The organism is Streptomyces sp. NBC_01267 (genome assembly GCF_036241575.1).
Taxonomy (GTDB): domain Bacteria; phylum Actinomycetota; class Actinomycetes; order Streptomycetales; family Streptomycetaceae; genus Streptomyces.
Map to the genome: position 1 here is coordinate 1,065,027 of NZ_CP108455.1, position 22,206 is coordinate 1,087,232.

General features: G+C 70.1%; 19 protein-coding genes. 2 read left to right on the plus strand and 17 right to left on the minus strand.

All coding sequences use genetic code 11. From position 1 onward, the window contains the following. Window positions 1–115: 115 nt before the first annotated feature. The 8 genes from OG709_RS04970 to OG709_RS05005 all read right to left on the minus strand — a co-directional run bounded on the left by OG709_RS04970 (window position 116) and on the right by OG709_RS05005 (window position 11,651). Entirely contained in the window at window positions 116–3,643 is a 3,528-nt protein-coding gene (locus OG709_RS04970; protein ID WP_329164975.1) for a discoidin domain-containing protein, read from the minus strand. A 535-nt stretch (window positions 3,644–4,178) separates the two neighbouring features. Continuing rightward, window positions 4,179–5,612 carry a glycosyltransferase family 87 protein gene (locus tag OG709_RS04975; RefSeq protein ID WP_329164977.1) on the minus strand — a complete coding sequence of 478 codons (1,434 nt, stop codon included), beginning with the start codon at window positions 5,610–5,612 and terminating at the stop codon, window positions 4,179–4,181. 123 nt (window positions 5,613–5,735) lie between these two features. Further along, on the minus strand, window positions 5,736–6,380 hold the full coding sequence (locus OG709_RS04980) for a methyltransferase domain-containing protein (protein ID WP_250306511.1): 645 nt from the start codon (window positions 6,378–6,380) through the stop codon (window positions 5,736–5,738). After that, window positions 6,377–7,021: a TIGR04282 family arsenosugar biosynthesis glycosyltransferase gene (locus OG709_RS04985; RefSeq protein WP_326695235.1), complete on the minus strand. Its 645-nt coding sequence runs from the start codon at window positions 7,019–7,021 to the stop codon at window positions 6,377–6,379. The genes OG709_RS04980 and OG709_RS04985 overlap by 4 nt, the downstream gene beginning before the upstream one ends. Then, a complete protein-coding gene (locus OG709_RS04990; RefSeq protein WP_250306509.1) occupies window positions 7,018–7,725 on the minus strand; it encodes a glycosyltransferase family 2 protein in 708 nt (235 codons plus the stop codon). Before OG709_RS04990 ends, OG709_RS04985 begins: the two co-directional genes overlap by 4 nt. A 204-nt stretch (window positions 7,726–7,929) precedes the next feature. Then, the gene (locus tag OG709_RS04995; protein WP_266644047.1) at window positions 7,930–8,409 is read right to left on the minus strand and encodes a hypothetical protein; all 480 of its coding nucleotides are present in this window, start codon (window positions 8,407–8,409) and stop codon (window positions 7,930–7,932) included. A gap of 2 nt (window positions 8,410–8,411) precedes the next feature. After that, window positions 8,412–9,710: a molybdopterin-dependent oxidoreductase gene (locus OG709_RS05000; RefSeq protein WP_374211381.1), complete on the minus strand. Its 1,299-nt coding sequence runs from the start codon at window positions 9,708–9,710 to the stop codon at window positions 8,412–8,414. Window positions 9,711–10,268: 558 nt separating this feature from the next. Next, window positions 10,269–11,651 carry a peptidase C39 family protein gene (locus tag OG709_RS05005; protein ID WP_329164983.1) on the minus strand — a complete coding sequence of 461 codons (1,383 nt, stop codon included), beginning with the start codon at window positions 11,649–11,651 and terminating at the stop codon, window positions 10,269–10,271. Window positions 11,652–11,823: 172 nt separating this feature from the next. On the opposite strand from OG709_RS05005, the gene OG709_RS05010 reads away from it, so the two are divergent. Together OG709_RS05010 and OG709_RS05015 are read left to right on the plus strand one after the other, a co-directional pair. Then, window positions 11,824–12,405: a hypothetical protein gene (locus OG709_RS05010; RefSeq protein ID WP_250306506.1), complete on the plus strand. Its 582-nt coding sequence runs from the start codon at window positions 11,824–11,826 to the stop codon at window positions 12,403–12,405. 434 nt (window positions 12,406–12,839) lie between these two features. Continuing rightward, entirely contained in the window at window positions 12,840–14,717 is a 1,878-nt protein-coding gene (locus OG709_RS05015) for an AAA family ATPase (protein ID WP_250306505.1), read from the plus strand. Window positions 14,718–14,808: 91 nt separating this feature from the next. Here OG709_RS05015 and OG709_RS05020 read toward each other — a convergent pair whose 3' ends face one another. The 9 genes from OG709_RS05020 to OG709_RS05060 all read right to left on the minus strand — a co-directional run bounded on the left by OG709_RS05020 (window position 14,809) and on the right by OG709_RS05060 (window position 22,205). After that, complete coding sequence (locus tag OG709_RS05020) at window positions 14,809–15,909, minus strand: hemolysin family protein (RefSeq protein WP_266644044.1); 1,101 nt, start codon at window positions 15,907–15,909, stop codon at window positions 14,809–14,811. Further along, a complete protein-coding gene (locus tag OG709_RS05025) occupies window positions 15,906–17,249 on the minus strand; it encodes a hemolysin family protein (protein WP_250306503.1) in 1,344 nt (447 codons plus the stop codon). The genes OG709_RS05020 and OG709_RS05025 overlap by 4 nt, the downstream gene beginning before the upstream one ends. A 188-nt stretch (window positions 17,250–17,437) precedes the next feature. Then, complete coding sequence (locus OG709_RS05030; protein WP_250306502.1) at window positions 17,438–17,884, minus strand: PH domain-containing protein; 447 nt, start codon at window positions 17,882–17,884, stop codon at window positions 17,438–17,440. A gap of 23 nt (window positions 17,885–17,907) precedes the next feature. Then, complete coding sequence (hisG, locus tag OG709_RS05035) at window positions 17,908–18,756, minus strand: ATP phosphoribosyltransferase (RefSeq protein WP_329164990.1); 849 nt, start codon at window positions 18,754–18,756, stop codon at window positions 17,908–17,910. A 64-nt stretch (window positions 18,757–18,820) separates the two neighbouring features. Beyond that, window positions 18,821–19,093, minus strand: a complete 273-nt coding sequence (locus tag OG709_RS05040) for a phosphoribosyl-ATP diphosphatase (RefSeq protein WP_250306500.1) — start codon at window positions 19,091–19,093, stop codon at window positions 18,821–18,823. A gap of 34 nt (window positions 19,094–19,127) precedes the next feature. Beyond that, window positions 19,128–19,613 carry a 6,7-dimethyl-8-ribityllumazine synthase gene (ribH, locus tag OG709_RS05045; protein ID WP_250306499.1) on the minus strand — a complete coding sequence of 162 codons (486 nt, stop codon included), beginning with the start codon at window positions 19,611–19,613 and terminating at the stop codon, window positions 19,128–19,130. A 20-nt stretch (window positions 19,614–19,633) separates the two neighbouring features. Beyond that, complete coding sequence (locus OG709_RS05050) at window positions 19,634–20,917, minus strand: bifunctional 3,4-dihydroxy-2-butanone-4-phosphate synthase/GTP cyclohydrolase II (RefSeq protein WP_266644042.1); 1,284 nt, start codon at window positions 20,915–20,917, stop codon at window positions 19,634–19,636. Further along, complete coding sequence (locus OG709_RS05055) at window positions 20,914–21,567, minus strand: nicotinamide mononucleotide transporter family protein (RefSeq protein WP_329164991.1); 654 nt, start codon at window positions 21,565–21,567, stop codon at window positions 20,914–20,916. The genes OG709_RS05050 and OG709_RS05055 overlap by 4 nt, the downstream gene beginning before the upstream one ends. Continuing rightward, window positions 21,564–22,205 (minus strand): riboflavin synthase, encoded by a 642-nt coding sequence (locus tag OG709_RS05060; RefSeq protein ID WP_250306496.1) that lies wholly within the window; start codon window positions 22,203–22,205, stop codon window positions 21,564–21,566. Before OG709_RS05060 ends, OG709_RS05055 begins: the two co-directional genes overlap by 4 nt. Window position 22,206: the final 1 nt, after the last annotated feature.

The window sequence follows — 22,206 nt, forward strand, 5'->3', positions numbered from 1 at the left end:
GTACGACCCCGCTCGGGTCGTACAGGCCGTCGTCGTCCGTGGTGGGTTCCGTGTCGTCAGGGCCGGTGACGGCCGGCCCGGACAGACACCGGTCCAGACACCGGCCGAGACCGGATCAGCTCGGCGAGCCGTACAGGGTCACCTCGGCGATGCCCGCGACCGACTGCGCGCCGCCGCCGACGACGTCGGTGATGTTGATGCGGACGTACCGTGCGCCTGGTGCGGTGAAGGTCTCCGGCAGCGTGTACTGGCCGCCGCGGGTCAGCCCGGGAAGCACCGTTGTCCATGCATTCCCGTCCCCGGAGACCTGCAGGTCGTACGTGTACCAACTGCTGTCCTTGCCCCAGTGGATGAGAGCTCCGACCAGGTCGTGGGCGGCCGGCAGCTGCGCGGTCAGCGTCTGCGGCAGCGCTGCCGACTCGGCGACCCATCCCGTACCGAAGGTGATGTCGTCGTCGAACGCCTTGGCGGGTTCGAAGCCGCTCGCGTGACTGGAGGCGCTCACCTCACCGATCTGGCCGCGGGGAACCTTCGGCCCGGGGTCGGCCGGCTGACCCCCGCCCGTGCCACCCGGCGGAACGACACGGAACTCGCGCATGCTCGGCCACCACCCGCCGCCCGACAGCACGTTCACCCGCACGTACCGCGCCTTCACGGACACGCGGTGGTCGGCGGTGCCGCCCGTGGTGGTGTTCGACTCCTCGTCGACCACCTTGGTCCAGTTCGTCGCGTCGTCCGATGTGAGGACGGCGTACCGGTAGGTCGCCTGGTCGGACTCCCAGACGATCTGGAACTCCGAGATGTCCGACGGCTGACCGAGATCGACCTGCCACCAGGCAGGAATGTCGCCGCTCGCGACCCACTTGGAATCCGAGTCGTCGTCGACAGCGTTGCCGGGGATGTTGCCCTCCTGGAAACTGGAGGCGGTGGCCGGCATGTTCAGAGCGATGTTCTGCGCACCCTGGGACTCCAGCGTCGAGATGTCCTTCCACTCCGGATGACGCCCGTCGGGCATGTACCTGCCGGAATAGCGACTTGTCGCCACCGTCCAACTGCCGGACTCCAGCCCGTCGGCCGTCGCGGTGAGCGTGATGTCGCCCGGCTCCGTGTCCACCGCGAGCAGGGCGTAGCCGATGCCGGCCCTGGCCTTCTGGGTCTGTACCGCGAGACGGGGGATGTCGTGGCCGACGAGGCTGCCCTTCCCGGTCACCGCGAGCTCGATTTCCGCGGTCGACGTCGGAATGACGGTGCCGTCCACGTCAACGACCTTGATGTATACGGGGATCAGGTCCGAGCCGTCGGCCACCGGTTGGATCCGCGTGCGCGCACGCGCGTAACGGCGGAGCGTATCGGCCGCCACTGCGGGCAGCGGACTGCCACGCTTCGCGCTCAGCTTCCCGATCAACGATTCGACCGTACCGGGCTGCACTTCGTCGGCCAGCGCAGCAGCGGCCTTCACCGCAACCGGTGACACGTTCCCCAGGTAGTACGCGAGCAGGTCTCGCAGTGCCGACCGGACACCCGCGTCGTCGATCTCGATCTGGATGTGGTGCGGGGCTCCGGGGGTTTTCACGATCTGAGTGGCGGCCGGCTTTCCGTCGATGCAGCCCTCCGCCCTCAGCTCGCCCGCGACGAACGAATCCAGCGAGAAGGAGTAAGAGGGACTGCCGCCTTTCGCGGCGATGTTCTTGGCGGTGCCGGCGTTCTGGCTCCGGCTCTTCTCACCGACCAGGGTGCCGTTCTGGTACAGCTTCACGTGATCGGTGTTGCTGAAGACCGTTACCTCCCGGCTGGATTCCGCCGAGTAGCTGCTGGCGATGAACACCATCGGGCCGCCGTGGTTGGGGTTCTCCGGCGACTGCATCCCCTTGAGCCAGTAGTAGCAGTACTTCGGGTACCGGTCGATGTCCACGGCCCCGGACTTCTGATAGGGCGAGTTCGTTCCGTAGTCCTCGAAGACCCAGAGAAAATAGCCACCGATCCGGGGGTTGGCGTCCAGCCCGCCCCAGTCCCAGTACCCGGAACCGTTGAGGTAGCGCTGCCGGGTCTCCACCTGCCGGACGAGTGCACCCTCGCCGCTCTCGCGGCCCACCCGGCCGGGGTCCTCCCAGTCGCCCCATTCCCGTGTGAAGAAGGGCTTTTCCGGATCGGGGTCCGAACCGTCCGAGTTGACGACCTTGTAGTTCACGTCGTAGTACTGCTCACCCCACAACCCGTAGTCGGCCGCGGTGAACATCTGGTCGTTGGGAATCTCCGCGTGGGCCAGCGCGGTGACTTTCTTCGACCACCACTCCGGGTACTGCGTCTCGTTCAGCGCGGTTTCCCAGAGAATCATCGACGGACGGTTGCGGTCCCTGCGGATCATCTGCACGGCGTCCGCGTAGGTGCGATTCACGAACGTCTCGTCATCGCTCCAGAATTGCCAGCCCGGTGCGCATGCGACGACGAGCAGTCCGAGCTCGTCGGCGGCGTCGAGAAATGCCGGATCGTGCGGATAGTGCGCGGCACGTACCGCGTTGAACCCGCCCAGCTTCAGCCTGAGTGCCTCGCGCCATTTCATCGAGGCCGGTGCGGCGTCGCCGACGTAGGCATAGTTCTGGTGGATGTTCGCCCCGCGCAGGAAGAGGCGCTCACCGTTGATGTAGAGACCGTCCGCCCGATATTCGATGCGGCGGATCCCGATGCGCGTGGTGAGTGAATCCAGCACCTGGTCACGGTGGAAGACCTCGCTGACGAGCTCGTACAGGTGCGGTCTGTCCGGGTGCCACAGGTCCGGACGGATCACCTCCAGACTCTGCTCGAAGTCGTGAGGGGCGCCGCTCGCGATCGTCGCGGTCCGGCTCTCCCGGGCGACGATCTCTCCCCGAGGATCGCGGATCGTCGTCTGCAGCCGGATGACGGCAGACGCATCGGAGCTGTTCACCACGTTGGTCCTGGCCTGGACGACAGCCCGCCCGGTGTCGGCATGCGGGTAGGTGACGAACACCCCGCCACCGGCTACGCGGTCGGCCTCCAGCGGATCCGTGATGTGGATGCGCCCGGTCGTCTCCACCGTGACGTTGCGGTAGATGCCGCCGTACGTGAGGAACCCGAGCTGGTTTCGGGGTTTACCGGGGGGCGTCTGCGGATCATCGAGATTCGAGACCCGCACGGCGAGAAGATTGTCGCTGTCCCGGTGGAGCTTGTCGGTGACGTCCACGGAGAAGCCGAGATAGCCACCATGGTGTTCGGCGAGCTTCTCACCGTTGAGGTACACCTGGCAGTTCGTCTGCACGCCATCGAAGCGGATCACCACCCGGCGGTCCCTGTCCCCGGGATCCGGGCGGAAGTACCGCCGGTACCAGCCGATACCGGCGAAGACGTCGTAGACGACCGGCTCCTTGCGCTCCAGCCGCATGGTGTGCGGAATCGACACACCCGCCCAGGCGGAGTCGTCGAAGGACAGCTCCTGCGCGCCCTGGACATCGTCGCGCCAGAACGCCCAGTCCGTGTCGAGGTTGAGGGTGCGCCGCCCTGGTGCCCTGTTCGCACTTCCCCGCGATGCGGCACTCGCCAACCCACCGGGTACCAGCGTCATGCCGGCGCCGGCGAGGCCCGCTATCAGTACATTGCGGCGTCCGGGGTCGCCCGTGTTCCCGCCCATCTGCAGTGACCTCTTCCGTCTCGTGAGGCGCGTCCTCCGCGACCTCATCTGGTATTCGATCCAGTTGCAGCGGTTGTTCTGACGGCTGTCCGGTTCGGAGCAGTTCGACTCGAACGTCACTGTGCTGCCGACGGCACTACCCGAGCCCCTGAAGAAGCTGACATCGTTGTCCGTCGTCGTCCCGGCACCCAACGGGCCGGAGCGGGCCCGAGGCAGGGCGAGGGACCACATCAGTCAGCAGAAATGAGGGCGAACTGCTCGCCGCCTGGCGAGAGCCCGGAATCAGGTGGCGCAATCGGAACAGCGAAAGAAACGGAAACTCCCAGAAACCGACATCCATTTGCAACGTAGGTCAACAGGTGTCACGAGTCAACATCCCGTCAGCTACTCGGTATCCGCCGGATCCATCGGCCTTCCGACCGCATGGAAGTCAGAAGGGAGAAGTCCAGAACCTCCAGAGGTCCCGAGCTTCCGAGCGGGCCTGCAACTGCGGGCGCTGTCCCCTCCGGCGTCCGCACAACGGCCCTGGACGGAGTCAGGACCGGTCGTACGTGGCGAGGCCCCCGCCGAAGGACGTAGCCCTCGTCTGACGGCGCCATGCCCAGCCGGTGAGTACGGCGGCGGCAGCGACCGCGTAGGCGGTGGTACTCACCGTCGCCCCGTCGTCGAAAGCGTGGCTGGTGACGTACGTGACGGCTCCCGCCGCCGCTACGGCCAGCCACTCCCAGCGGCCGTCCAGGGCGACCAGGGCGACGAGCAGCAGTGCGTACCAGGAGTAGGCGGGGGTGAGCAGCAGGAACGCGGTACCGGTGACGAGGAGAGCACCGCTCCAAGGACGTTCGGGGTCGCCCCGCCACAGTACGTACCCGGTCACGAGCAGCATGATCACCACCAGGGCCGGGACGGTCCACGCCTCGGGCAGGAGCAGGCGGAGCACCGCGTAGCGGTTGCGGGCGGTGGCGTCCTCGTAGCCTTCTTCCTGGACGTAGCCGCCGAGGTAGCCGAAGACAGAGGCGTGGGAGGCCAGGACGTACGGGACGTAGGCGAGGACCGTGACGGCGGTGACGGGCACGAGCACGGCGGCTGCGTCTCGCACCCTCCGCACGCCGGACAGCGCCCCGGGCAGGACCACGGCGGGCATCAGTTTGGTCGCCACGGCGGCGCCCAGGAAGGCACTGCCGGAGAGTCGGCGTCCGGCGGCCAGGAGTCCCAGCCCCACGACCGTGAACAGCACCCCCAGTACGTCCACGTGTGCGTTGTTCACCGCCTCGACCGGCACGGCCGGGCACCAGGCCCAGTAGGCGGCAGTGAGCGGACCGACGCGCCGCAGCCGGGTCGAGATCAGGACGAGGGCAGCGGTGACCGCGACGGAGAGCAGCGCTCCGGCGATCTGGAAGAGCTTCAACCGGGCACCGGACGGGGGGAGTTGCTCGACTCCGTAGAAGTACGCCTCGGCGACCGGCGGGTAGACGGTGTGCACGGCCGGGCGGTTGAGACGGGTGCAGTGGGGTGTGTCACCGGGCGACGGGACAGGTGCGCGGTCGGGGCCCGCACACGCTGGACCGGTGGGGAAGAGCCAGCTGTCCCGGAGCCGGGCGAGAGCCGGGTCCGCCGGGGCGTGGTCGTACGGCGAGATGCCCGCCGCCTGGACCCGGCCGTCCCACGCGTAGCGGAAGGCGTCGGTACTGGTACGTGGCGGCGCGACGAGTCCAGTGGCTGCCACCATCGCCGATCCCGCGAGGACGAGAGCGGCGGCCTGGCGTCCGGGGACCTTGCGCAGCGACCCGACGGCGGCGGCGAAGAGCAGCCAGGACGCCGCGTACCACCAGGACAGTCCCGCCGGGTCGGCGTGGTACCCGTCATAGCCGATGGTGAACACCAGGGCCGCGGTGAGGGCTGCCAGCAGGAGTCCCGCGCGTACGGTGCGGGGGCAGAGGCTGCGAAGTCCGGCGGTACGGGGGGTGATCACGCTGCTCAGCCTCTCAGCGTCCCCGGCCATCAGCGGTGCGACGCCCCGACGTCCGCGTACCGCAGGAATCCGCATGCCCTGGCGGTACTCCCTGAGACCCGGCTCACGAGGGCCGCCGGCGCTTCAGCGGGGCCTCAGTTGAAGGAAGGTGCGGCCTGCCGCCCGCCACTGGTCCTCGGCGATCCAGCCGGTGGCCTCGGCGTAACCGAGCAGCGCCGGGGTGCCGACCCTCGCCCAGGGGAAGGCCGTCGTGCCCCGGGTGACGCGGCCGTCGCAGAAGCGGACCTCGACGCGTTCATCGATGTCCTGCGCCACTGTCTCGACGATCAACGTGCCGTTCGGGTCGATGAGTTCACAGACCCGGCCGAGCAGGGCCTCGGGGGCGCCTCCGATACCGATGTTGCCGTCCATCAGCAATACGGTCCCCCAGCGTCCCTCGTCCGGCAGCGGATCGAAGACGGAACGGCACAGTGCGGCCCCGCCCTCCCGCACGGTGCGGTCGACTGCCTCCTGGTTCACATCCATGCCGAGTGCGGTGGTGCCCAGCGCGGCGAGTGCCGCGACCAGACGTCCGGGACCGCAACCGATGTCGAGCACCGGGCCCCGGCAGCGTGCCAGCACGGTGACGTCGGCGCTGTCCGGCGCGGCGCACCAGCGCTCCACCTCCAGAGGCAGCAGCCAGCCGTCGTCCCGTCGAAGGAAGAGCGGCCCCTGCCCGGTCAGCAGCGCCTCACGGTACGGATCGGCCCGCCAGGCCCGCACGCTCACCGGACCCCGGCTCCCGCCCGGTCCGTGGTGAACACGGCGTGCAGGGCGCCGAATCGGCTGCCCGGGATCACGGAGGCCACAGCGGCGGCATCGGCAGCGGTGTCCACGTCCCGGAGCACCGGCAGATCGCGGACGGCGAGACCCGCCGCGGTCAGCCGCCTCCGCTGGACGGCTCCCGTGTGCGCCGTCGACATGGGCACGCCGCGCAGGAGCTCCGGGTCGGGGGCCGCGAGACCGAGCGCCCAGAAGCCACCGTCCTCCGCAGGCCCGAACCAGGCGTCCGACCCGCTGAACTCCAGCCCCTGCGCCAGGAGTCCGGGTGTCACCTGCGGGGTGTCCATGCCGATCAGCAACGCGGGCCCGGTGCAGATCGCGAAGGCCCCGGCCAGTCGGCTGTCGAGGCCGCCCGCGCCTTGTTCGGCCACCTCGAAGCCGGGTGGCAACCAGGGCCCAGGAGCCCCTGCGAGCACCAGAACCCGACGATCGGCCGGCGTGGCCAGCACGGCCTCCAGGGTGTCGGCGAGGGCGGCCTCGGCCAGCCGGGCCGACTCCTCCGGCGTGAACGGCGGGGTGAGCCGGGTCTTCACCCGACCGGGCAGGGGCTCCTTGGCGATGACGAGGATCGTGGTCGCGCGGGTCACCCCACGGCCGCCCGGGGTGCCTCGGCGAGAACCTTGCGCATGTCCCTCACGGCCTGCCAGGTGCCCCGCCAGGTGCCGGTGACCTTGGACTTCCCGGTGCGCGGCAGATACGGCACGTCCCTCTCCCGCACCCGCCAGCCCGCGTCGGCCGCCCGGACCACCATCTGGAGCGGATAGCCGCTGCGCCGGTCCGTGAGGCCGAGGCCCAGCAGCGCCTCGCGCCGGGCGACCCGCATCGGCCCCAGGTCGTGCAGCCGCAATCCGGTCCTGCGCCGCAGCATTCCGGCCAGCGCCAGGTTTCCCGCACGGGCATGCGCAGGCCAGGCACCGCTGCCCTGCGGGCGGCGCCGCCCGAGCACCAGGTCGGCGTCCCCCGAGGCGACTTGAGTCACGAAGGGGACGAGCAGCCCGGGGTCGAGCGAGGCGTCGCAGTCGCAGAAGCAGAGGAGCTCCGCGTCCGACGCGAGCAGCCCCGCATGGCAGGCCGCACCGAAGCCCCGCCGGGTCTCGGTCACCACGGTGGCACCGAGCGAACGGGCGAGGTCCGCCGACCCGTCGGTGGAACCGTTGTCGACCACGATCGCGCGCCAGCCGGCCGGGACGCGCTCCAGTACCCAGGGCAGGGCCGCCGCCTCGTCCAGACAGGGCAGGACGACATCCACGGAGGCCGGCCGCGGTACCACTGAGAAGTTCAGATCGGTCACAGCTTCACCATACGAATCAAAAGGCGACAAAGGGGTACAGGTGCCTTGCGAAACGCGGACGCCGCCCCACGGGTGCGCTCCGGCGTCAGCCCGGCGGGCGTACGGGACACGGCCGGGTGCGGCGGGCCGAAGGCGTGCACAGCCGTCGGACGGCTGCCCTTTCGAGCTCACCTTCCCGGCAGGTGCGGGAGCACGCCCGGCCCGTCACATCCCCCGGACGTGTGGCCGGGTACGACGGCGCCGGCGGACCGTGTTGATGAGCGCGGCAAGAGCCGAGGCAGCGAACAGGCCTGCCGTGATCAGTAGCCATCGGCCCAGATAGACGTGGTCCGAGAGCCCCGTGTCCCCGTGGTACGGGGCCGACTTGCGCAGGATCAGCGGAAACCAGACCAGGAGCAGCAGCGCGGACAGCGCGACGGGCGCACGCAGATAGTTGATCCAGCCCGTGCCCGGCGCACGCCCGCTGCGGAGCGGCATGGCTGCCTGGGCCGTGCGGTCGGCACCGCTGTAGAGGGGCAGCAGAACCAGGTCGTGCAGGAGCGCGGCGCCGATGAACCACACGGCGACAGCGACGGTACGGCCGTTGAGGAGCTGGACCGCTGCGTAACCGGCGACCAGGAAACAGCAGGCCATGGCGAGCAGGTGGAAGGGGTGGGCGCCGTAGCGGCGGGAAAAGAGGCTCATGGTCACGTCCGGAAGGTGAGGCGGCGGACCCATTTGGTGTTGTTCACGCCTGGGTTGGCGGGAACGATGACGCGCGCGGGATAGCCATGGTCGACGGAGAGTGGTGCCCCGTTGACGTGCAGGGCGAGCAGGGAGAGCGGGTTACGGATCTGGTTGCCGGCCAGGAGCACCTGGCGGAAGGAACCCTGCCGCTGCACCGACTCCACCAACACGCCGGCGGCACGGGGCACTCCGGCGAGCGCCGCGAGGTCGGACAGCCGAAGGCCGGACCAGCCCTGATCGTCGGTGGACCAGCCTTCCACACAGGCGATCGGCAGTTCCGCCGTGTGCTGAGCCATGGCGAGCAGCTGATCGCGGGTGAAGGAGAGTTTCCGTGCCCCCCGAAGTTCCAGGCGCCAGTCGGGACCGATGTCGGTCGCCGTGATGCCGACGGCCGTGGCGCTCTTGTTGATCTGGAAGCCGTTCGGGCCGGAGCCGGGGTTGCGGTTGTGCGGGGCGAGCAACGCGGTACGGCGCAGGGAGCCACCGATGCTCTGCCCTGCGGTGACGACCAGCAGGGCCAGCGACCCGGCACCGACCAGACCCAGCGCACCACGTCGGCTCACCGTCGCCCGGGCCGGGGCGGCGGCGACGAGACCGTACGGATCGCGAGGTTCCGGCTCGGTGTGGGCGGTATCGGTGGCCAGCACCGAGCGAAGGCTGCGCGAGCGCACCGCCCGCCACATCCGGCCCAGGCGCAGCGCCACATGGGCGGCGAAGGCGGCGATGAACACCCAGGCGCCGTAGAAGTGCAGGGTGTAGAAGGAACCGGGAAAAATGTAGTCGAGCTGGATGTTGAGCACACCGGTCGCGAACTCGAACAGGACGCCCCCGACCAGCAGGATCAGCGACAGCCGCTCCAGGGCGTGTGCGGGGCTGCGTGCCGGCGGCCACTCGAAGAGCTTGGGGACCACCGACCACAGCTTCGCGAGCAGGACGGGGATGAGGACGATCCCGAGGGTCACATGCACGCCCTGGGTCAGGCGGTAGAGCCAGTACGGGTGGGTGGGCCAGGTGAACAGGTAGAAGCCCAGCAGGCCCTTGTCGGGGGTCTTGTCGTTGAGTACGCCCAGGTTCGGGTTGTACGCGGCGTACGACAACAGCCCGGTGACGAACAGGATCGTGATGCCGAACAGAAGGATCAGACCGAGGACCGCGGTCAGCCACGCTCCGCGGATCGGACTGCGCCAGAACCCGGGCCGGAACGGGCCGGGCGGCGCGACGGCGGCCAGGGACCTCGCCCGCCCGCGCAGTCCGACCACGCCGTCCGTACGCGGGTCAGGTGTCTTCCGCCAAGGGGTGGCACCCGTTGCCGGGGCGGACTCCCGCGCATCGCCGTCACTGGTTCCTGCCACCGTGGCCACCCGTTTGTCTCGCTGCCGAAGAGGTTCTGATCCTCGCTTCCGTCTGCCGCATCGGTCCGGTGCACGCGGTCGGCTGAGGCATACATCAGTCGCACGGCCCACAAGCGGCAGGTGAGGAGGTCCCGCACGACAGCGGTCGCACCCGCCGGTACCCCGTTTCCGAGAACTCGCGGCACGACGACGGGCGGTCCTCCGTGTCCAGGTCTGCACCGAAAGTCATGGGCGCGCGTCATCGAGCGACTTGGACTCCTTGAACGCGATCCGCACGACCTGCGTCACAGATGGCCCCCCGTTGGTCCACCGTGACCTCGACGAGCGGAGTGTCCAGCCACGAAGTGTCCCGATGGCTCGGACATCGCCCGGTCGAGGTCACGGTGGACGGGTACGGCCACCCCGCACAGGACGGTCAGGAACGCTGCCGTCAGGTCGTCGAGGCAGCCTTCGCGCCGCACATGCTCACAGCAGGCCGAACGACTTCAGAACCCGGTGCTGACTTGGTGCTGGGTTAGCAGGCCAGTAGAGGTAGCAGACACCACCCGTACCGCTTGTGACCTGGCCTTTTGCGTCGTAACGCTTCGTCCGGAGCCAGATGTTCTCCCACTCCGACCGCTTGTAGACGTGCCGTACGGCGTCGTCGTCCGGTGAAGCGGGGTCGTTGGCGATCACATCGCCTTCGGGCGTGAACCCGATCACGGTCATCAGATGGCCGGAGGTCCCGTACCCGGCGCCGGTCAGTTCCTCCTTGAGGAAGGACTGCGAGGTGATCGCCGGGATGCCCGCCCCGATCAGCGTCTCCAGGTCGTCGAGCGAGGCCAGCCGGGTGACCACCGCGCTCATGTCCTGGTACGTCGCGGCGTAGGCGGCGTTGAAGGGCCAGTTCCCGCAGCCCTCGTACTGGTAGTCGTAGGTGTAGCGGGCCGCCTGGCAGACCTCGGGGTCGGCGTACGACGGATCGATCCAGGCGAGGTCCTGGGCACTGGGCCCGCGCCCCCAGTACTTGATGATCATCGAGGACGAGGTGGGGCTGCACCATGCCTCTCCGCCGTTGTCGTACTCGGGGTACTGACCGGCGTGCACGTTCTGCGAGAAGCGGGGGACCGTCAGCTCGCGGGCGAGCCGGGGCACCGAGGCCGGGACGGTGAAGCGGTCCGGGATGTCGGAGGCCATCGCGCCGAGCCGCCAGACCGTGGGGGTGAGCCGGGTGCCCGGCTTGCGGTAGAGGGTCAGCCGGAGCCGGTACGAGACCACGCGCAGCCCGCTCGCGGCGTCGTCGATGGAGAACGTGTCGGTCCAGACGGAGCTCTTGCCGTCGCTCTGGCCGTCGACGGAGGTACGCCGGATGTCCCCGTCGCCGGACGCCCAGCGGCCCATCACGTACCAGGGGGTCCGCCCGCCGCCGGCGTAGTCGCCGCACAGTTCGACCTGGAGCCAGGTCCCCTCCGGGGTGTGCGCGTTCCAGGAGGCGATGACCTCGGTGGCCGGGACGCGGGAGCGGTGGACCGGCGAGGTCCAGGTCGCGTACTCCCAAGTGGCCGTCTGCTGGGTGTGCGGGTCGGTGTAGTCGGTACGGCCGGCCGGTGCGCCGATGGTGAGCCCGGGACGACGTCCCGCGACGGCCCTGGTCCCGGCGGCGTCGCCGGAGCGCCAGTCGGTGTAGGAGGTCCAGACGCCGTTGTCCACGAGCGGGCGTGCCGGAGCTCCCGCGGCTGCGGACGGAGTGTCGGACGGCGGGGCCGCAGCGGCGGCGGGAGCGACGGAAGCGGCGGATGCCGCCGCAGTGCCCGCAGCGGCCGCGAGCGCGGCGGCGAGCACGGTTCTGCGCGGAGTGGAACTGGTCACAGTGGTGGACCCCCAGTCGAGTACGGATGGGGCGGCAGGTGCACGACAGTGGGCCAACTATCGCGGCTCCCGACGGTTTTCTGCCAGTGATTCCCCTCGCGTCCTGCCACCAATATTGGTATCGACCACTGACGTGACCTGCATCGGGGCCCGCTGCTCCTAGGCTGGCCCCATGAAAGACCTCGACCGCCTCGCCGCCGCGATCCGTACGCTGCCCGTCTCCTGCGGGCCTGTGCGGCTGGTCGCCGTGGACGGCCACGCGGGCTCGGGGAAGAGCACCTTCTCGGCCAAGCTCGCCGGTGCGCTCGGTGGCGCGCCCGTACTGCATCTGGACGATCTGGCCACCCACCAGCAGTTGTTCGACTGGACGGACCGGCTGCACGCCCAGGTGATCGAGCCGTTCACCCGCGGTGCACCCGCGCGGTACGCACCGTACGACTGGACCCTGCGCGACTTCGGCCCGGAGCGGACCATGGACCCCGCTGACGTCGTCGTTGTCGAGGGGGTGGGCGCCGGGCGCCGGGCGCTGCGCCCGTATCTCGCGCGGCTGCTGTGGATGGACCGGCCCGCCGGATCCTCCTGGTCGCGGGGGCGCCACCGCGACGGGCCGGCGCTGGCGGACTTCTGGGACGGCTGGACCCTCGCCGAGATGCGCCACTTCGCCGGCGACCCTTCCCGGCCATTCGCAGATGTGATGGTCCGTGAGTGCAAGGAGGGATACGAGTGGTTCCAGGCCCCTGCTGTGACAGCGTGAGCGATCCGGTCCGTCACCGACCGTAGCGACCTCTCCGCGTCACTCGCGCCCGGCGCAAAACCACCCTCCCAGTGCGCCAACTCCGCTTGACCCAGGGCCCGTACAGGTCTTACGTTCTCAATGTGCGGCTTTTCGGAGCCGCCGCAGACGCGAAGCCCCCGGTTGTTCCCCCGTGATCGGGGGCTTCGTTCTGCCCACTCCGTCCTCAAGTGGACACTCCGGCTCTCCGATCGCTCACCCTCGGTCACCACGGAGCAACGTGTGACGCGCGTCGATCGGCGCTCCGCCGCCCTTCGGTCCACGGCCTCTGCGCAGGTACGATGCCCTATGGGCGGCACCGGTCAATTCCCGTCCGCTGCACAGCGGTTCACAGGCCGCAGGACGCTCTCGGCGCCCGGCGGCACGGTACGGGGGCACGGTCTGTGGGGGACGTGATGGATTTCGGCATGCAGGGCTCGCACGCCCCGGCCGATCTCGCCTGGCTGCGAGGCGTGGACGCCTACACGATGGGCGCGTATCCGCAGGCGGAGGAGGAGTTCAGGGCCGCGGTGCGGCTCGATCCGGGGATGGCGGACGGCTGGCTGGGGCTGCACGCGCTGCGGGTCGACACCACGACCGCACTCCTGCGGATGTTCCGCCACCGGGAGCGCTTCGGCGAACAGCGCGGCAGACTGCGCCGCACCCTCAACTCCTGGTACTGGCTGGGCTGGTGGGTGCAGCCGGTGCTGGAGAGCCCGCGCGATCTGCTGCTCGCGCACGCCTCGCACTGGCTCGACGGCCGCCACGTGCCGGAACTCGACCGGGCGCTGGCGGGGCTGCCGCCGGTCGACACGGACCCGCAGGTGCGGTTCCTGCACGCGTGTCGCGCGTACCTCGCCAAGGACTGGGAGCGGCTGGTCCGGCACACCGCCTCGCTGGTCGACGACCCGGTGCTCGGGATCGAAGCGGGCCTGTTCGGCGGCATGGCGCGGGTACGGCTGGAAATGTACGGGCAGGCCGAACCGCTGCTCTCCGCCGCCCTGATGCGCTGCCGCAGCGAACAGCCGCAGCGCAAGGAACTGCGGTACTGGCTCGCCCGCGCCCACGAAGGCACCGGCCGCAGTGCGGCGGCGCTGCCCCTGTACCGGGCCGTGCACCGGGTGGATCCTGCGTTCATGGACACCGCGGCGCGGCTGGCGGCCATCGCCGAGGGCGACGGGTTCGACGACTCGGTGGACTACGCCGCCGTGTCACTGACCGGGTTCGGCCAGGACACGGTGGACGGCCAGAGCGAGGGTGTGGTCCTGGAGAGCGACCTCACCGAGGGCCGGGAACTGCGCCTCGGCAACGACCCGCTCGGCGCCCCCGCGGCGCCCGATCCCGTACGGAACAGGGAGGCCGTTCCGGTGGAGCCCTTCCCGCCGGAGCTGCCGACCGGCCCCACCGATCCGGAACTGTTGGCCAGGGCGCTGGCCGAGCTGGAGGGCATGGTCGGCCTCGAACCCGTGAAGCGTCAGGTCAAGGCGCTCTCGGCGCAGCTCAACATGGCCCGGCTGCGGACCGGCCAGGGGTTACCCGTCCAGCCGCCGAAGCGGCACTTCGTCTTCTCCGGGCCCTCGGGGACCGGCAAGACGACGGTCGCACGCATCCTGGGGCGGGTCTTCTACGCGCTGGGGCTGCTCGGCGGCGATCATCTGGTCGAGGCCCAGCGGGCCGATCTGGTGGGCGAGTTCCTGGGCCAGACGGCGGTCAAGGCGAACGAACTGATCGACTCGGCGCTCGGCGGGGTGCTGTTCGTCGACGAGGCGTACAGCCTCTCCAACTCCGGCTACAGCAAGGGCGACGCGTACGGCGACGAAGCCCTTCAGGTGCTGCTCAAGCGTGCCGAGGACAACCGCGATCACCTCGTCGTCATCCTGGCCGGCTACCCCGAGGGCATGGACCGTCTCCTCGCCACCAATCCGGGCCTGTCGTCCCGTTTCACCTCCCGCGTGGACTTCCCGAGCTACCGGCCGCTGGAGCTCACCTCGATCGGCCAGGTGCTGGCAGCCGAGAACGGGGACGTCTGGGACGAGGAGTCCCTCGACGAACTGCGCTCGATCGCCGGGCACGTGGTGGACCAGGGCTGGATCGACGAGCTCGGCAACGGCCGCTTCCTGCGGACGCTGTACGAGAAGAGCTGCGCGTACCGGGACCTGCGGCTGTCGGGGTACGCGGGAACACCGGACCGGGACGATCTGTCGACCTTGCGGCTGCCGGACCTGATGCAGGCGTACGGCGAAGTGCTGTCCGGGCGGGGCCCGGCGGACCGGCGGGAACCGCCACCGCTCTGAGTGGGAACGGGAGCGGCACACGCTCCGGGCCGTACGGGCCCGGACCGGCCGTGCCGTGTCCGGGCCCGTACGGGCGGTCGAGGGGCGGGGGCTACCCGGCCAGGGCCTGCTCGCTGCGCAGCGTGCGCGGCTCCGACACCCGGGCCAGCGGGCCCGGCTCGACCCCGCGGTGCGCCGGGTCGCGTACCTCACCGACCAGCATCTCCAGCACGTCCTCCATCGCCACCAGGCCGAGCACCTTCCCCGACCCGTCGGCGACCTGGGCCAGATGGGTGGCCGCGCGCCGCATCACCGTCAGCGCGTCGTCCAGCGGCAGCTCCGCGCGGAGCGTGGCCATCGGACGCCAGATCTGCTGCGGCACCGCGCGTTCCCGCTCCTCCAGGTCGAGGACGTCCTTCACGTGCAGGAAGCCCATGAAGGCACCGCCGTCGGCGCACACCGGGAAGCGCGAGTAGCCGGTGCTGACGGTCAGTTCCTCGATCTGCCGGGGGGTGACCGAGGGGGCGACCGTGACCAGTTCGGCGCGGGTGATCAGCACGTCGGAGATCGGGCGGCTGCCGAGCTCCAGCGCGTCCTCCAGGCGTTCCTGCGCCTCCGAGTCCAGCAGCCCGGCCTGGCCCGAGTCCTCGACGAGCCGGTTGAGCTGCTCGCTGGTGAAGACGGCCTCGACCTCGTCCTTCGGCTCGACGCCGAAGAGCTTCAGTACGAGACGGGCGCAGGAGCCGAGTGCGACGGTCACCGGACGGCACAGCCGGGCGAAGCCGACCAGGCCGGGACTGAGCCAGAGCGCCGTCTTCTCAGGGGCGGCCATGGCCAGGTTCTTCGGGACCATCTCGCCGATGACGAGGTGCAGCGAGACCACCAGGGCGAGGGCGATGACGTAACCCAGCGGATGGATCAGGCCCTCGGGCAGCCGGGCCGCCTCGAAGACCGGTTCCAGGAGCCGGGCGACGGTCGGCTCGGCGACCGCGCCGAGCGTCAGTGAGCAGACCGTGATGCCGAACTGTGCCGCGGCCATCATGCGGGGCAGGTTCTCCAGGCCGTACAGCACCTTGCGGGCCCGCGCCGAGCCCTCGGCAGCGAGCGGTTCGACCTGGCTGCGGCGTACCGAGACGAGGGCGAACTCGGCGCCGACGAAGAACCCGTTGGCGAGCACCAGAAGGACCGCGAAGAGGAGTTGGAGGACGCTCATCGCACACCCTCCAGGACCCCGGCAGGCACATCCGCGGTGCGGACCAACCGCACCCGCTCGGCCCGGTAGCGCTCGACCCTGCGGACCGAGAGCCGCCAGCCGGGGAGTTCGGCCCGGTCACCGGGGACGGGGATGCGCCCCAGCAGATCGGCGACCAGCCCGGCCACCGTCTCGTACGGCCCTTCGGGGACCTCCAGCCCTATCCGCCGCAAGGTCAGGACCCGGCAGCTGCCGTCGGCCTCCCAGGCCGGGTTGCCGTCCTCGGCAGGGGCCGGTGACAGCTCGGGCCGGGCGGCGTCCGCGCCGTCGTGCTCGTCCCGGACCTCGCCGACCAGCTCCTCGATGATGTCCTCAAGGGTGACGACCCCGGCGGTGCCGCCGTACTCGTCGACCACCACGGCGATCGGCTGCTCGGTCCGCAGCCGCTCCAGGAGCTGCTGCACGGGCAGGGTCTCGGGCACCAGGAGCGGTGCGACGGCGACGCGTCCCACCGAGGTCCGGTGCCTGTCGTCCGGTGCCACGGCGAGGGCGTCCTTGAGGTGGACCATGCCGACGATCTCGTCGATGCGCTCCCGGTAGACGGGGAAACGGGAGAGGCCGGTGGCCCGGGTGAGGTTGAGTACGTCGGCCGCGGTCGCCGAGTACTGGAGTGCGCTGACCTTCACCCGCGGTGTCATCACGTGCTGGGCGGTCAGCCGGGCCAGGGACAGGGTCCGTACGAAGAGGTCCGCGGTGTCCTGTTCCAGCGTCCCGGCCTCGGCCGAGTGCCGGGCCAGTGAGACGAGCTCACCGGGGGTGCGGGCCGAGGCCAGCTCGTCGGCGGGCTCGACGCCCAGCGCCCGGACCAGCCGGTTGGCGACGGTGTTCAGCAGGGTGATCACCGGCCGGAACGCGGTCGAGAAGCGGTGCTGGGGGCCGGCGACGAACCGCGCGACCTGGAGGGGCCTGGAGACCGCCCAGTTCTTCGGGACGAGTTCACCGATCACCATCTGCACGGCGGCGGCGAGCATCATGCCGAGGATCACGCTGATGCCGGACACGGCGCCCTCGGGCAGCCCGGTGGCGGCGATCGGTCCGTCGAGCAGCTGGGCGAGCGCGGGCTCGGCGAGCATGCCGACCACCAGTGAGGTGATGGTGATGCCCAGCTGGGTGCCGGAGAGCTGGAAGGAGAGTTCCCGCAGGGCCTTGACGACGGTACGGGCCCGCCGGTCGCCTTCGGCGGCGGCGCGTTCGGCGTCCGGCCGCTCCACGGTGACGAGGCCGAACTCGGCCGCGACGAAGAATCCGTTGGCGAGAATCAGAAGGAAAGCTGCACCGAGGAGCAGCAGAGGGATGGTCATGCCGCCGCCTCCAGGAGGGGGGCGGCGTACGTACTACCGGATGATCCGTCCATTGCTGGAAGGAATCACTCCTCATGTCGCAGGGGTGCCCCGCGGACCGCGAGGGTCACAGGTGCGGGGCGGGGCGCGCTTGGCGCCCCGCCCCAGAGTAATCAAACAGCGGCCGTTAGCGGCAGTGGAGCAGCGCCCTACCCGGCGTGCGCACCGTGGGACTCCGCGAGTGCGCGCAGCGCGCGGGCGTCGCGGATCGCCTGGGCCTTGCCGATGCCGGGCTGGATACCGAGGGCCGGGAGGCTGGTGCCGTCGCTGAGGTCGAGAAAGACCCAGGCGTCACCGGGGCGGAGGTTGACCCGCAGGATCTCGGGCCAGGCCAGCCGGCGCCGGGAGGTGAGATTCACGACAGTGACCCCGTCCGCGTCGGCGACGACCTTGGGGCGGCTGAGCAGTGCCAGTACGCCGAAGAAGATCAGCGCGGTCAGGATGAAGCTGGCCCGCTCCCCCGGAGTCAGTGTCTCCAGGATCAGGGAGATCACCGTGAGGACCACGAACAGGACGGTCCCCACGCTCAGCAGCACCACCCGGGTGCGGGTGGGCCTGAAGGTGACCGGGAGGGCGGGGAGTTCGGCGGCGGTCATGATCCGTGGGTCCTTCGGGCTGGTCAGAGGCGGCAGGCGTGGATGGCCGTGGTGAGGATGGCGCGGGCGCCGAGGTCGTACAGATCGTCCATGATCCGCTGGGCTTCCTTCGCGGCGACCATGGAGCGGACGGCCACCCAGCCCTCGTGGTGCAGCGGGGAGATCGTCGGCGACTCCAGGCCGGGCGTGAGGGCCACGGCGCGCTCCAGGTGCTCGACCCGGCAGTCGTAGTCCATCATCACGTAGCTGCGGGCCACCAGGACGCCCTGGAGGCGGCGGAGGAACTGCTGCACCTTCGGCTCGTCGGCGGCGGCGCCGACCCGGCGGATGACGACGGCCTCGGACTTCAGGATGGGCTCACCGATGACTTCGAGTCCGGCGTTGCGCATCGAGGTCCCGGTCTCCACGACGTCCGCGATGACCTGGGCGACGCCCAGTTCGATCGCCGTCTCGACGGCGCCGTCGAGGTGGACGACGGATGCGTCGATGCCCTGGTCCCCGAGGGCCTTGGCGACGATTCCCTCGTACGAGGTGGCGATCGTCATGCCGCCGAAGTCCGCGGGGCCGTTCGCGGTACCGGGCTTGGCCGCGTACCGGAAGGTCGAGCGGGCGAACCCGAGCTGGAGGATCTCCTCGGCATCGGCCCCGGAGTCCAGCAGCAGGTCGCGGCCGGTGATGCCGATGTCGAGCTTGCCCGAGCTGACGTAGATGGCGATGTCGCGCGGGCGCAGATAGAAGAATTCGACCTCGTTGACGGGGTCGACGAGGACGAGTTCCTTCGACTCCTTGCGCTGCTGGTAGCCGGCCTCATGGAGCATCGCCATCGCAGGCCCGGAGAGTGAACCCTTGTTGGGTACGGCGATGCGCAGCATGAGGTCGGCTTCCTTTGTGCGGAGGGAGTCTTGGGGTCTTCGGAGTGATGTGCGGAGGTGCTGCTCAGAGATGGGCGTAGACGTCGTCGAGTGAGATCCCGCGGGCGACCATCATCACCTGGACGTGGTACAGCAGTTGCGAGATCTCCTCGGCTGCGGCTTCCTTGCCCTCGTGTTCGGCTGCCATCCAGACCTCGGCGGCCTCCTCGACGACCTTCTTGCCGATGGCATGCACGCCCTTGCCCACCAGTTCGGCGGTGCGGGAAGTGGAGGGGTCGCCGGTGGCGGCCTTGAGCTGGAGCTCGGAGAAGAGCTCTTCGAAGGTTTTGTTCGCCATGATGCTGCTAAGAGTACGGGGTCCGGGTCCGCACTCAGCGCCAGGGTTCGCTGACGGTGCGCAGTGTGGTGGCGGTGGCGACGGCCGCGGTGACCGCTTCGTGCCCCTTGTCCTCCCGGGAGCCCTCCAGGCCCGCCCGGTCCAGGGCCTGCTCCTCCGTGTCGCAGGTCAGGACGCCGAAGCCGATCGGTACCCCGGTCTCGACGGAGACCTGGGTGAGGCCGCCGGTGACGCCCTGGCACACGTACTCGAAGTGCGGGGTGCCGCCCCGGATGACCACGCCGAGGGCCACGATCGCGTCGTACCCGCGGCCCGCGAGGACCTTGGCGACCACCGGGAGCTCGAAGCTGCCGGGGACCCGCAGCAGGGTCGGTTCGTCGATGCCCAGGTCGCCGAGGGCGCGCAGCGCGCCGTCGACGAGGCCGTCCATGACCTTCTCGTGCCACTGGGCCGCGATGACGGCCACGCGCAGGTCGCCGCAGTTCTTCACGGTGAGTTCGGGTGCGCCCTTGCCGCTCATGTCTCTCCCTCTGCCTGTACTTACTGGTTGCCGCAGGCGGACGTGGTGTCCAGCCAGGGCAGGTCGTGTCCCATCCGGTCGCGCTTCGTCCGCAGGTACCGGAGGTTGTGCTCGCCCGCCTGGACGGGCATCGCCTCCCGGCTGTTGACCTTCAGGCCGTGCCGGACGAGTGCGGCGGTCTTCTCGGGGTTGTTGGTCATCAGCCGCACGCTGTGGACGCCGAGGTCCACCAGGATCTGCGCGCCCGCCCCGTAGTCACGGGCGTCGGCGGGCAGCCCGAGTTCCAGGTTGGCGTCCAGGGTGTCCCGGCCCCGCTCCTGGAGTTCGTAGGCACGCAGCTTCGAGAGCAGCCCGATGCCGCGCCCCTCGTGACCGCGGAGGTAGACCACGACGCCGCGGCCCTCCTCGGTGATGCGCTCCATGGAGGCTTCCAGCTGGGGGCCGCAGTCGCAGCGCAGCGAGTGGAAGATGTCCCCGGTGAGGCATTCGGAGTGGATCCGGACGAGGACGTCGTCGCCGTCGCCGATGTCGCCGCGTACCAGGGCGACATGCTCGATGCCGTCGGCGACCGAACGGTAGCCGTACGTGGTGAACTCCCCGAAGGACGTGGGGAGCTGGACGGTGGCCTCACGGCGGACGGTCGGCTCGGAGCTGCGGCGGTAGGCGATCAGGTCCTCGATGGAGATGATCGTGAGGCCGTGCTTACGGGCGAACGGGATCAGTTCCGGCAGCCGCAGCATCACCCCGTCCTCACCGGCGATCTCGACGATCGCACCGGCGGGGCGCAGGCCCGCGAGCCGGGCGAGGTCGACGGCCGCCTCGGTGTGACCGTTGCGCACGAGCACCCCGCCGGGCCTGGCGCGCAGCGGGAAGACGTGTCCGGGGCGTACGAAGTCGCCTGCGCCGGCCCGGCCGTTCGCGAGGAGCCGCAGGGTGGTGGCGCGGTCGGCGGCGGAGATCCCGGTGGTGACGCCGTGCGCGGTGCTCGCGTCGACGGAGACCGTGAAGGCCGTCTTCATCGACTCGGTGTTGTGCGCGACCATCTGCGGGAGGTCGAGCCGTTCCAGCTCGCTGCCCTCCATGGGCGCGCAGATCAGTCCGCGGCACTCGCTCATCATGAACGCGACGATCTCGGGGGTGGCCTTCTCGGCGGCGATGACGAGGTCGCCCTCGTTCTCGCGGTCCTCGTCGTCGACGACCACGACGGGGCGGCCCGCGGCGATGTCGCGGACGGCCTTCTCGACGGGGTCGAGAGAGAGGTCCTCGGCGTTGTCGGTCGAGTACCGGACGGGTTGGGCAGTCATACCGCTGCTCCTTCCAGGGCGGGCTCGGCAGTCGTACGGGAACGGAGCCACCAGTCGCGCATGCCCCACAGGACGAGCGCGAAGTAGACCACGTAGACCAGGCCGGAGAAGGCCAGGCCGCTGTGGAAGGCGAGGGGGACGCCGACGAGGTCGACGAGCAGCCACGCGAACCAGAATTCGACGAGTCCGCGTGCCTGGGCGACCATCGCGACCAGGGTGCCGACGAAAATGTAGGCGTCGGCCCACGGGCTCCAGGAGAGCGTCGGGAAGGCCAGGAACAGTCCGGCGACGGCGAGTGTGCCGACCACCGCGCCGCCCAGCAGCAGGCCGCGCTCGCGCCAGGTGGCGAACCGCACGGCGATGCTGCCGTCCTGGGCCTGCCGCCTGCCCTGTGTCCACGCCCGCCAGCCCCACAGCGCGATGCCGATGACCAGGAGCTGCTTGCCGATCCCGCCGCTGAGGTGGGCGGAGTAGTAGGCCCCGACCAGGATGACCCCGGACAGGAACTGCGCGGGCCAGGTCCATATGGAGCGGCGCCAGCCGAGGGCCAGGGCGAGCAGGCCGATCGTGTTGCCGATCATGTCGGACCACATGATGTGCTGCCCGAAGACGGCGAACGCCTCGGTGTTCAGCCAGGACAGGGCGGTCACTTCGACGGCTCCCCGGTCCCGGGATCCCCGGGCGTGGGCGCGGGGGCCACGCCGGCGCCGAGCAGCCGCTCGACGTACTTGGCGAGTACGTCCACCTCCAGGTTGACCGGTTCGCCCGGCTGCTTGATGCCGAGCGTGGTCAGCGCGAGGGTGGTCGGGATGAGGCTGATGGTGAAGTAGTCGGGGCCCGCGTCGACGACCGTGAGGCTGACGCCGTCGACGGTGATGGAGCCCTTCTCGACGACGTAACGGGAGAGACCCTCGGGGAGGGAGATCTTCACGATCTCCCAGTGTTCGGAGAAGGTGCGCTCGACGATGGTGCCCGTGCCGTCCACGTGCCCCTGGACGAGGTGTCCGCCGAGTCGGCCGCCGAGCGCCATGGGCCGTTCCAGATTGACCCGGGAGCCGACGTCGAGCGCCCCGAGGCTGGAGCGGTTGAGGGTTTCGGCCATGACATCGGCGGTGAACGCGCCGCCGCCGAAGTCGACCACCGTGAGACAGACGCCGTTGACGGCGATCGAGTCGCCGTGCTTGACGTCCTCGGTGACGACCGGTCCGCGCAGGCGGAAGCGGGAGGCGTCGCCGAGGTGCTCGACGGAGGTGACCTCACCCAGTTCTTCGACGATTCCGGTGAACACG

Excerpts from the sequence above, each read along its gene's own strand:
- OG709_RS05050 (WP_266644042.1), bottom strand. The coding sequence starts at position 20,917 with ATGACTGCCCAACCCGTCCGGTACTCGACCGACAACGCCGAGGACCTC.
- OG709_RS04970 (WP_329164975.1), bottom strand. The coding sequence starts at position 3,643 with ATGGGCGGGAACACGGGCGACCCCGGACGCCGCAATGTACTGATAGCG.
- OG709_RS05030 (WP_250306502.1), bottom strand. The coding sequence starts at position 17,884 with ATGACCGCCGCCGAACTCCCCGCCCTCCCGGTCACCTTCAGGCCCACC.
- hisG (WP_329164990.1), bottom strand. The coding sequence starts at position 18,756 with ATGCTGCGCATCGCCGTACCCAACAAGGGTTCACTCTCCGGGCCTGCG.
- OG709_RS05015 (WP_250306505.1), top strand. The coding sequence starts at position 12,840 with ATGGATTTCGGCATGCAGGGCTCGCACGCCCCGGCCGATCTCGCCTGG.
- OG709_RS05025 (WP_250306503.1), bottom strand. The coding sequence starts at position 17,249 with ATGACCATCCCTCTGCTGCTCCTCGGTGCAGCTTTCCTTCTGATTCTC.
- ribH (WP_250306499.1), bottom strand. The coding sequence starts at position 19,613 with ATGAGCGGCAAGGGCGCACCCGAACTCACCGTGAAGAACTGCGGCGAC.
- OG709_RS05040 (WP_250306500.1), bottom strand. The coding sequence starts at position 19,093 with ATGGCGAACAAAACCTTCGAAGAGCTCTTCTCCGAGCTCCAGCTCAAG.
- OG709_RS05010 (WP_250306506.1), top strand. The coding sequence starts at position 11,824 with ATGAAAGACCTCGACCGCCTCGCCGCCGCGATCCGTACGCTGCCCGTC.
- OG709_RS04995 (WP_266644047.1), bottom strand. The coding sequence starts at position 8,409 with ATGAGCCTCTTTTCCCGCCGCTACGGCGCCCACCCCTTCCACCTGCTC.
- OG709_RS05020 (WP_266644044.1), bottom strand. The coding sequence starts at position 15,909 with ATGAGCGTCCTCCAACTCCTCTTCGCGGTCCTTCTGGTGCTCGCCAAC.